The organism is Persicitalea sp. (assembly GCF_041751555.1).
Classification (GTDB): Bacteria; Bacteroidota; Bacteroidia; order Cytophagales; family Spirosomataceae; genus Persicitalea.
This window is the reverse complement of the sequence record NZ_JBGSXF010000245.1, coordinates 1-11,070: the sequence shown is the minus strand read 5'-3', so window position 1 is coordinate 11,070 and position 11,070 is coordinate 1. Positions and strand designations below refer to the sequence as shown.

Genomic DNA, 11,070 nt, shown 5'->3' with positions numbered 1-11,070 from the left:
CACGGTGATCTTGCCCAAACCAATGCCCGAACCCGCTTTCACGCTGAACAGAGCCCGTGCTTCCTGGCCCGCTGGAATGGTGAGTTTCTGCGCGGAATTATCGCCGGGCGCGAGCGGCCCGCTGGTTTGTAGCGAGACGGTGACGGTGGTGGCTTTTTTCTCGGTGTTGCTCACGTTCACGGGCAGCAGCAGTTCGTCGTTGGGGCTGAGGAAACGCGGCGCGCCCGTGCTGATGACGACCGGATCAGCCACTTTCATGTTGGTGTTGGCCGAGCCAAAGGCATCACCCTTGTAGGCCACGGCCATTACCCGCAAATCGCCGCTGAACTGCGGAATGGCAATGTCGAACGTGGCCTCGCCGCCGCCGTTGGCGGTCAGGATACCGCTCCAGAACGTGACGAGTTCGGTGCGGCCATTGCTGAGGGGATTGATGCGGCGTTCGAGGTCGTAGCCGTCGCCGCCCACGCTGGATGTGGTCGAGAAGGTGAGTTCAGGGAAAAGGAAGGCGTACAAATCGTGACTGACGACTTCCAGGGCGCGTTTTTGGTAAAAATAGCCGTGGATGTCGGGCGTACGGAAATTCTTGATTTGTAAAATCCCCTCGTCCACGACCGATACCGTCACCAGCGCGTTGGCGGCGGTTTTGAGTTTGATCTGCTGTTTATTTTTGGAACGCGACTGCGCCACGGCGGTGATCGCCACGGGCAACTCGCGGTCGGGCGCGGCCACGGCAATGGGGGCAAAACCATGCGCCACCGTCAGCGGCAAGTCCGACGCGTCGAGCGGACGAATGAGCGTGGCGGTAATATAGACGTTGGGCAAATGCTCCTCTTTGAGCGCCAGCGTAAGTTCGGCGGCTTTTTTCTCGGTCGTCAGCACGTGGTGTTCGAGCAAGTGATTACGCTCCACCGTTACCAGCAAGCGGCCGTCGAAGGGTGTTTTGAACAAAATCTTGGCCTTGTCGCCCACTTGGTACTTTTCCTTGTCGGTCTCCATTAAGACCCGGCCTTCGGTACTTACCTCGAAGGACGAATATTCTGTCGAGCCGTTCCCATAGGCGTAGAAATTCGTAGCCGCGTAATGTTCGGCACCCGGACGCCGCACCCGTACTTCGTACTCGCCCGAAACAGTCGGCACGTAGCGGAACTGCCCGCGTCCGTTGCCGAGCGTGAGGGTGTTGGAATAGACGGTTTTCTCCCGCTTGCGCGAGGTGTAGCGGAGTTGCTCATTCTGCTTCTCGACCACCGTCTGGTATTCGATGCGGACAACTTCCACCTGCGTGGCGACGTTCTTCTGCAACGTGCCTTTGCTGTCCACGCCGATGATTTCGACCGGAACGGGTGCGTTGGTACTTACGTAATAGCTGGGCAAACGAATGCCGAAGAGCGTGTTCTGCGTCAGCACATCGAAGCGTTGCAGACGATTAACGGGCCGCCCGTTTTCGTCGAAAACCGTCACGTAAATTTTTCCCTCCAGCAGACCAATGTCCTTGTATTGAGCAGGAATGGGAATGCGCTCGGTCGCTTGTCCCTGCTCGTTGGTGACGCCCTGCCGCTGCTCGCGCTCGAAGGCGGTTTCGGCGGAAATATCGAAGCTGAACTCGGGAAAGTTGGGCGATGAAAACACTTTGCGGCTCCACTGAATGGCCATTTCGTAATTGCGTCCCGCCGCGGGTGGACCGAAAAGATTGATGGCGGTGGCCGTCAGGGTAACGGTTTCCCCGGCTTTGTACTGCGGCTTGGCCCCGCTCAAAGTCACCTTGATACGGTCGGGCATGAATTCCTCCACGCTCACCGACTGCGACGCCAACAACAGGTCGTTGGCGTTATAGACTTCCAGTTGATACGTTCCGGTGAGGGCTGAGGCTTCCACGGTCACTTCCGTTTCTACCGCGCCCTGCCCGTTGGTGGACTTGCGCCAGGTGCGGTACTCGCGGCCGTTGGGCGTCACGAGCTTTATTTTGAGGGGAATTTCGTCCGGCGTGTCCCAGCGGTTGGTGCGCAAGACGGTGTTGAAGTGCATTGTCTCGCCGGGACGGTACATATCGCGCTCGCCGTAGATGAACGCCATCAGGCCGGCCGGGTTGTCGCGCGCGCCCTCGACTTCGTAGCGCGAGGTTTCGATTTCGGTATCCTGAAACAACAAATAATTGAAATCCTCCTTCGTGCGGGCCGTAATCATCGCCATTTTGAAGCCGGGTGCTTTTTCGCTCAGATTCTCGAAATGCGCCACGCCATCGCCATCCGTTTCCAGGGTATAAACCGACTGGTTGTTGCTACTCACGAGCGTGACTTCCACGCCTCTCAGTGGCTCGGTGGTTTTGATGGAATTGGCAAAAACCCAAACTTCGTCCTGCCCTTCCTTGGCGACCAAACCAATGTCCGAAATGGCGACGAGTTTTGTGGAGCCCAGGTACGCCTCTTCCTTGGAATGCACCGACACTAGGTACACGCCCTTGCGGCCATTGTCATCGGGGAGCGCAATGTTGAGCGCCGTGACGCCCTTCATGCGCGGCAGGTTTTCGGTTTCCACCGTTTTGTTGACGACCACATCGCTGTAAAAATTCTGATCGTCGTCGCTGTAATTGTAGGTACCCGTGGCTTCGTAATTATCGCCCACGTAATCGTAATCCTCGTAACGACTATTGCGGACGTAGCTCAGGATGTTATTTTCGTAAATCTTGGCGATTTTGACTTGCACCTTGGGCACGTTCACGATCTGCACGCCGATGTTTTTCGCGCCTTTGGGCGTGAGGTACACCGCTTTTTTATTGGCAAAAGAAATCCCGGCGGGCATCTTGCCAAAAAACAAATCGCGCGAAACTTCTTCCGTCAACTTTGGCCCTAAAACGCCCTTCAAATTGGTGTTGAGTTTCAAAACGTAGGTATCTGTCTCGTTGAAATCGCCACGGAGCGTGAAGCCGTTTTCGGTGGCCTCGGTCTTGGCGGCGAGGGCTGGATCGAGAGTGTAGCCCGTGCCGATGCTTTCGGGCGCGAGTTCCTGCGTGGTCACGACGCGAACGAAAGCCTTGTTGTTTTCAAAACCCGTCTGCACGTCGGCGATTTCCAGATGCAACGGCGAGGGTAGGCTCACGGCGCGTTCCAGCGGCTCAGGCGTAGTGTAGTCGTTACCAACGATCTTCAAGCCTTTGTCGAGCTGCACCGTCATTGGGATGGGATTGTCGTCGGCGGTGCCCGTTTGGGTAAGGGCCACAGTCACGCTGCGCCCGTCGGACGAAGGCAGGGCGCGGAAGGTCATAGCGTTGTCGCGTAAGGCGATTTTCAACCGCTCGGCCACGGCTTGCGGCTCTACAGGGTAGTTGAACGTCAACCGGAGCCGCGCCTCGGGGCGACTGCTTTCCGAAGAACGCGTCCACCAGCTTTGGAGGTCCGTGAGTTGGAGGTAGGGCGTGTGAAAATCTACGTTCTCGTCGTCCACGTCGTACTTTTTATCCTTTTCGACGTGGTTCAAAAGCTCATCCGTCAATTCCGCCTTGTAGTTTGTGGCCGGAGCGAGGGCGGCCACGGGCGAGAAAACCAGTTCGTTGGGGGCTGTCCACTTAAACTTGCCCCGCACGGCGGGCGAAAACTTGACGTACTGCGTCGAGTCCCAAATGCCCAGGCGGCTTTCCTGCACCAAATCTTTATTGAAAGTAAAAACCATGTTCTGCGACAGCTGCACCTCGTCGGTAAAATTCTTGCCCACAAGGTGAACTTCGTTGAAGGAAGAGCAGGCGGCAATCGTTAACAGAAATAGCAACGATAGGGTGGAGGCGAGGCGTTTGGGCATCTTGGGTTCAAAAAGTCAAGGGTGAAAGGTCAAAGAGGCTGGCGCGGGAATTGGTGGGGTGAATATAGTGATTTGGGGATTTATTTATGAAAATAGCCGCTCCCAGATTTTGGAAGCGGCTATTGTAGTTGCGGTGCGGCTACACCCGCACCCTTGATTCAAATTACCCCTTGGAAAGTTCCGTCGCGCGTCGTTGAGCGGCGTGGATGCCCTGCGTGAGTGCTTCGGCCAGTTTGCCTGCCTCGAAACCGCGCAGGGCGGCTTCGGTGGTTCCGCCTTTCGAGGCCACGGCTTTGATGAGTTCATCGAGCGAGCGGTCGGCGTTGTTGATGAGGTGGTAGCTGCCGAGCATTGTTTGCTTCACCAGCAACGTGGCCACGGATTCCTCGAAGCCCATTTGTTTGCCCGCTTCGATCATGGTTTTTACTAAATAAAAAAAATAGGCCGGACCGCTGCCGCTCAAGGCGGTTACGGCGTCTAACTGGCTTTCGTCTTCCAGAAAAACCGACCGTCCGGTGGCGTTGATGAGGTTCTCGACCTTGCGCAACTGCCCCCGCTCTACTTCCGGCGAGGCGGCGTAGGCCGTAATGCCCATGCCCAGCATCGCGGGCGTATTGGGCATAGCCCGCACCACGGGTTGGTGGGCCAGCGAATCCTGAATCGTTTGCATCGAAATGCCCGCCATAATTGAAAGTACGATTTGGCTTGGCTGTATGACCTCACGCAGCGATGTGGACACCGCCAGGTAATCCTGTGGCTTGACGGAGAGGATAACTAAGTCGTACGTACCGATTTCAGGACTGATGACACCCGTCAGGACGCCCGGCTGAAAACTGTGCAGTCCTTCTTTGCGCTCGGCGCTTTTCTCCACGAGCAAAAAATCTTCTTTTTTGACCAAATCGAATTTCAAAAAGGCGCGGGCGAAGGCCATGCCCATGTTGCCGCAGCCGATGATGGCGATTTTCATAATTATTGTTTAGGGGTTGAGATGTTTAGCCAATGTCGGCTTAGAACTTTTGAGTGCGGTGGGTTGAAGTCTCTTACCCGGGGGCCGCAAAAAATAAACGACTACACAAATAAACAACTACCCAAACGAAAAGCCCGACGCTAGGCCGGGCTTTTCGTTGTTCGTTCCTTGATTCTATTCCTACTCGCCGCCGAGCAGTTCGCTGATTTTGGCTTCCAACGAGGCCCCGCGCAGGTTTTTGGCAATTACCTTGCCTTCTTTGTCCAGCAGAAAAGTAGCCGGAATGGCGCTGACGCCATAAGTTTGGGCCACGGCCGAATTCCAGAATTTGAGATCGGAGCCGTGCGTCCAGGTCAGGTTGTCCTTTTTGATAGCGGCGAGCCAGGCGGCTTTGTCCTTATCGAGCGAAACGCCGTAAATCGCAAAACCCTTGTCTTTATACTTGTCATAGAGCTTTACCACGTTGGGGTTCTCCATGCGGCAAGGCCCGCACCACGACGCCCAGAAGTCGATTAGCACGTATTTGCCGCGCAATGACGAGAGCGTCACATCCTGCCCTTCGGGATTATTGAGCGTGAAGTCGGGAGCCATATCGCCCACTGAAATGCCTTTCATCCGCTTGATAAAGCTGATGTATGATTGAGCAATCTTTGACGAGGGCTTTTCCTTTTCAAACCGCTGGGCTACGGCTTCCATTTCGGCAAAGTCCCGCTCCGGGTTCAGCATATTATTAGCGGCAAAGATGGCGACCAGCGAAGTACCCATTTCGGGCAGCAGGGCCTTGATTTTGGCCACATGTTCTACCTCGGCGGCCTGGAAATTATTCTGGATCTCCTGCATTTTCTTGTTGTCCTTCTTCTCGGTCGCCTTGGCGTAGTCATCGTTCCACTTGTTGACCTTATCGACCATTGCCTGGTTCATCTGCATGAGTTGGGCGTAGTAATCCATATTTTCGGAGCCTTTTACTGTGTACTTGCCGGGTTCGCCCTTATCGTTTTTGTCGTAACCGTCTGTGGTCACGACAAAGTTCTCGCCGCCTTCCACGAGCAGCACGATTTTCTGGCGGTCAGCGATGTTGAGCATATAGAAATTACCCTCATCCTTCTCCGTGCCTTTAATGATGAAAGTACCGTCGGCGGCCAGCGTCGTCGAATCCAGCGTCACGGGCGGGTTGGTAGAAAACTGCAAGAAGACTTTCTCACCCGCAGAGCCATTTTTTACTTTACCCGAGACCGTAAAATCCTTTGGCATAGGCTCCTGCTGGGCAAATGCAAAGACGCTCAACAACATGAGCAGTGCGATATACTTTATCTTTTTCATAGTACTGTATATTTTTTCATTATCAATTGTCATCCTGAGCGGAGCCGAAGGGCAACTAAGTAAGTTTTTCACCCAGAAGCTGATTGATCATTTTCGGGTCACCCTTGCCTTTCGACTTTTTCATAACTTCTCCGATGAAAAGCCCCATTAGCCCCTTTTTGCCTTTTTGATAGGCTTTCACCTTATCGGGCATGGCTTGCAGAACTTCGTCTATCAACGTCTCGAGTTCGTTTGTATTGCGGTTTTGGAGCCAGTCGTTAGCCTCGGCCAGTTCACGAGGTGAGCGGTCAGGCGCATCAAGCAAAGCCGGGAAAGCTTTTTGTGTGGCCACGGAATGACTGATAACCTGCGTTTCTATCAACTCGATGAGTTCGGCCAGCGTTCCCGGTGGTAGGGGAAAAGCCGCAATTTCCGTACCGTTTTCGTTCAGGTACGAGCGGACGGGGCCCATCAGCCAATTGGAGGCAGCTTTGTAGTGGGGCGTCAGTTCGCACAGTTCTTCGAAGTAACGGGCCATATCGCGGGTATCGGTGAGCAGTTCGGCGTCGTAGGCCGGGATGCCGTACTGACTGACGAATTTTTCCCGTAGTTCGCGTGGTAGCGCGGGCATTTGTTTTTTTATTTCCAGCACCCTTTCCTCCGTCAGCTCGATCGGGCAGAGGTCGGGATCAGGAAAGTAGCGGTAGTCGTTCATCGTTTCCTTCACGCGCATCCCGTAAGTTTCGCCCGTTTCGGCGTCGAACATCCGTGTTTCCTGGAACAGCGCGTCGCCGTTTTCCAGCGTCGCCACCTGCCGTCGCCGCTCGTATTCCACGGCCCGCATGATGTTGCGGATAGAATTCATGTTCTTGATTTCTACCTTGGTACCGTATTCTTCCTGTCCGAACGGCCGCACCGACACGTTGACATCGCATCGTAAAGAACCTTCTTCCATGTTGCCATCACAAATTTCTAGGTAGCGCACCAGACGTCGGATTTCGGTCACGAATGCACCCGTTTCCTCAGCTGAGCGTAGGTCCGGCTCGCTCACCATTTCCACAAGCGGCGTCCCGGCGCGGTTGTAGTCGAGCTGCGTATCGGTACTGCTGCCGTCGTGTACCGATTTACCCGCATCCTCTTCGAGGTGAATGTGGTGAAAACGAATGGTGCTTTCTGTCGTGGCGGCCTCTTTACCCTTGGTAGTTACCGTCACGCTGCCACCCACGCAAATCGGGGCTTTATCCTGAGAAATCTGGTAGCCTTTGGGAAGGTCGGGGTAGAAGTAATTCTTGCGGTCAAAAATCGTGCGGCGGCTGATGTCGCAGCCGCAGGCCAGTCCCAGCCGCACGGCGAACTCTACGGCCTTCTTGTTCAGCTTAGGCAAAGTACCCGGCAGAGCCAGCGTCAACGGGCTGATGTGGGTATTGGGTTCGCCGCCGAAACGGTTGGTGTCGGAGGCAAAAAGCTTGGATTCAGTCAAGAGTTGGCAGTGAACTTCCAGGCCAATAACGGTTTCGTACTGAGCAAGAAGTTCGTCGGAGACTGCCGTCGGGGTCAATTCGATAATGGTCATGGGAATTGCGTCACTTTTGGCAAAGATAGGGCTTACGCGGTGATTTGCCGACTTGGGGAAAAATGTTCACTTTTCCTCTCAGCCAACCTTCTCAAACCCACAATACCCCGCCAGCACTTCCGGCACCCGAATGCTTCCATCCGTCTGCTGATTATTTTCCAGCAAAGCTGCCAGAATGCGTGGCAGTGCCAATGCCGAGCCGTTCAAGGTGTGCAGCAGTTGTGTCTTTCCTTCCGCTTTGTAGCGTAGTTTCAGGCGGTTAGCCTGGTAAGTTTCAAAATTCGACACTGAACTGCACTCCAACCAACGCTCCTGCGCGGCAGACCACACCTCGAAATCATAGGTTAGGGCCGAGGTAAAGCCCATATCGCCCCCGCACAGGCGCAGAATACGGTAGGGTAGTTCCAGCTTTTCCAGAAGTACCTGCACATGGGACACCATTTCGTCTAGCGCGGCATAGGATTCCTCCGGCCTGGTAATTTGCACGATCTCCACTTTGTCAAACTGGTGCAAACGGTTCAGTCCACGCACGTGCGCCCCCCAACTTCCGGCCTCGCGGCGGAAGCACTGGGTGTGGCCCACATTCTTGACAGGTAGTTCGCTTTCTTGTAGAATCACGTCGCGGTAAAGATTCGTGATCGGTACTTCGGCAGTAGGAATCAGGTAGAGATCTTCGTTGGTGATGTGGTACATTTGCCCTTCCTTATCGGGTAGCTGCCCGGTGCCGAAGCCCGAGTCGGCATTGACGAGTAACGGTGGCTGGATTTCCAGGTAGCCTGCGGCGGCAGCTTCGTTCAGGAAAAAAGAAATCATGGCGCGCTGCAGCCTTGCACCCTGACCTTTATAGACAGGAAAACCCGCACCCGTAATTTTATTGCCTAAGTCGAAATCAACGATGTCCAGCTTTTTGATCAAATCCCAATGTGGCTGTGCGTTGGGTGGCAGCGTAGGTTTCGTGCCCCACTCTAATACCGTAACGTTATCATCGGCAGATCGACCCGTCGGCACACTTTCGTGAGGCAAATTAGGTAGTTTGACCAGCTCGTTTTGCAACTCGGCCTCAGCTTTTTTGAGTTGCTCGTCCAGTTCTTTGGAACGTTCTTTCAGCGTAACCGTCTCGACTTTGGCAGCTTCGGCTTCCGCCTTTTTGCCCTGCTTCATCAGGCCGCCGATTTCCTTGGCCTTGGCGTTGGACTCAGTCAGTACACTATCCAGTTCGCCCTGCGTTTCGCGGCGCAAGCGATCCAGTTTAATGATAAGTTCCACGGCGTCTTCGGCGTCGGGGAAGTTCCTTTTCTGTAATCCGGCGATGGTTGATTCTTTGTTATCGCGGATGAAGGTAGTTTGTAGCATGGGAGTTGGGTTTGGATTCTGGCCTGTTTCAGCGTGGGGTTGCTTTCGCCTGTTAGCCGCGGCATGCCGCGTCTCTACCATTCATCATGGTGCCGTGAAAATATCCTTCATGGCATCCTCATAGTAAAAAAGCCGCTCGTTCAATGCATTTAAAGCCCGGTCTTTCAGGCTGGAATGAATCAGGATCGACAGATTGTGTTCCGACGCACCGTAGGAAATCATCCGCAGCGGAATGTCTTTCAGGGCTTCCAGCACCTTAATGGCGATGCCTTCCTTGTCGGCGCTGAAATTGCCGACGATGCAGACAATCGTCTGGTCGCGATCGTGTTCTTCAAGATCGGCGATTTCGCGCAATTCGGCGCTAATGGCGTCCAGATGTTCGTTGTTGTCGATCGTCACGGACACCGATACCTCCGAGGTAGTTACCATATCCACCGGAGTTTTATATTTCTCAAAAATCTCGAACACTCGCCGCAAAAAGCCGTAGGTATTCAACATTCGGGTCGAGTGGACATATATTGCCGTAATATTGTCCTTGGCGGCAATGGCTTTGATCTCTCGGTCGCTGCTCTTGGTAGCGATGAGCGTGCCGGGAGCGTCGGGCTGCATGGTGTTTTTCAGCCGTACGGGGACGCCGCGTAACTTAGCGGGCGTGATGGTACTGGGATGCAGTATCTTGGCTCCAAAATAGGCCAGCTCCGCCGCTTCCTCGAAGGTCAGTTGCCGAATCGGAAACGTGCGCTTTACGATGCGTGGGTCATTGTTGTGCATCCCGTCGATGTCGGTCCAAATCTGGATTTCTTCCGCCCGAATCGCACCGCCGATCAACGAAGCTGTGTAGTCCGAGCCACCGCGCTTGAGGTTATCTACCTCGCCGCGCGGATTGCGGCAAATGAACCCCTGCGTGATAACCAGCTGCTTGTCGGAATGCTGATCCAAAATGGTAGTAAGCCGCTCTTCGATCAGGCTCAGTTCCGGCTCGCCTTCGGCGTCGATGCGCATGAACTCCAATGCGGGCAACAAAATGGAGTTTTCACCTTGCTCTTCGAGGTACGCCTCAAACATCTGGGTACTAAGCAGTTCACCCTCAGCCACTAGTTCCTTCTCACGTTTGGCGGTGAAAGGCTTGATATTAACCAAAGAGCGAATGAAGGAAAACTCATTCTTCACGATTTCCTGCCCCTTCGCCAGCCCGGCCTCGGTGCTGTACAGTTCTTTCACAAACACATCGTAATGATCGCGCAGAGCCTTTATCTTGTCAATGGCCTCGTCGTCCTGATTCGCTTTGGCCGACTCGCCAATGGCAATCAGTGCGTTGGTCGTCCCGGACAATGCCGACAGCACTACGATTTTGCGTGATTCAGTACTAGTAATTAAATCGCGGATGGAGTGCATCCGCTCGGGCTTCCCAACGGAAGTGCCTCCGAATTTCCAAACCTGCATAGGTTGTGTAATTGTTTAATCGTGGAATCGTGTAATTGATGTTTCCTTGTTGAGGTGTTCAGGCTGACGCAACCTCACTATGTGCGCCACGGGACACCCCGCTTTGTGCCTTCCTCTTCTCCTTCAAAAATTTAACATTTTAATCGCCGTGATCGCCGCTTCGTCGCCTTTGTTGCCGTGGATTCCACCCGCGCGATCAAGGGCTTGCTGCTGGTCGTTGGGCGTCAGGACACCGAAAATGACGGGCTTGTCATATTTCAAACTGACCTGCGTGAGACCGTGCGCTACGGCGTTGTTAATATAATCGTTGTGCTTTGTTTCGCCCTGAATGACGCAACCGAGAGCGATAACCGCGTCCACGTTTTCCCTTTGGGCAAAAACCTGCGAGCCATAACTAAGCTCGTAGCTGCCCGGCACGTTGGCGCGGATGATGTTTTCGGGCTTTGCCCCGTATTGCAGGAGCGTCCGGTGTGCGCCTTCGAATAGCTTTTCCGTGATTTCGTGGTTCCACTCCGCTACTACTATGGCGAAGGTTTTCGCGCTGATGTCCGGTAAGTTGTCGGTAGCGAACTCGCTTAGGTTTTTTTGGGTAGTTGACATTTTTTGTTGGGTTTTGTTCGTGGACGCGGGTTGCTTTCGCCCGCTA

General features: G+C 54.2%; 7 protein-coding genes. All 7 read right to left on the bottom strand.

Annotation, left to right across the window (positions count from 1 at the left end; all coding sequences use genetic code 11):
• The coding region (locus tag ACEW8P_RS08795; RefSeq protein WP_373512714.1) for an alpha-2-macroglobulin at positions 1-3,789 on the bottom strand (3,789 nt) is incomplete at its 3' end.
• Between the two features lie 163 nt (positions 3,790-3,952).
• Complete coding sequence (proC, locus tag ACEW8P_RS08790; protein ID WP_373512713.1) at positions 3,953-4,756, bottom strand: pyrroline-5-carboxylate reductase; 804 nt, start codon at positions 4,754-4,756, stop codon at positions 3,953-3,955.
• Between the two features lie 180 nt (positions 4,757-4,936).
• A complete protein-coding gene (locus ACEW8P_RS08785; protein ID WP_373512712.1) occupies positions 4,937-6,076 on the bottom strand; it encodes a redoxin domain-containing protein in 1,140 nt (379 codons plus the stop codon).
• 55 nt (positions 6,077-6,131) lie between these two features.
• A complete protein-coding gene (gene gatB, locus ACEW8P_RS08780) occupies positions 6,132-7,628 on the bottom strand; it encodes an Asp-tRNA(Asn)/Glu-tRNA(Gln) amidotransferase subunit GatB (RefSeq protein ID WP_373512711.1) in 1,497 nt (498 codons plus the stop codon).
• Between the two features lie 78 nt (positions 7,629-7,706).
• Positions 7,707-8,981 carry a serine--tRNA ligase gene (serS, locus tag ACEW8P_RS08775; protein WP_373512710.1) on the bottom strand — a complete coding sequence of 425 codons (1,275 nt, stop codon included), beginning with the start codon at positions 8,979-8,981 and terminating at the stop codon, positions 7,707-7,709.
• A gap of 84 nt (positions 8,982-9,065) precedes the next feature.
• Positions 9,066-10,424 carry an aspartate kinase gene (locus ACEW8P_RS08770; RefSeq protein ID WP_373512709.1) on the bottom strand — a complete coding sequence of 453 codons (1,359 nt, stop codon included), beginning with the start codon at positions 10,422-10,424 and terminating at the stop codon, positions 9,066-9,068.
• 123 nt (positions 10,425-10,547) lie between these two features.
• Positions 10,548-11,024, bottom strand: coding sequence for a 6,7-dimethyl-8-ribityllumazine synthase (gene ribH / locus ACEW8P_RS08765; protein ID WP_373512715.1), 477 nt, complete (start codon positions 11,022-11,024; stop codon positions 10,548-10,550).
• Between the last annotated feature and the right edge of the window lie 46 nt (positions 11,025-11,070).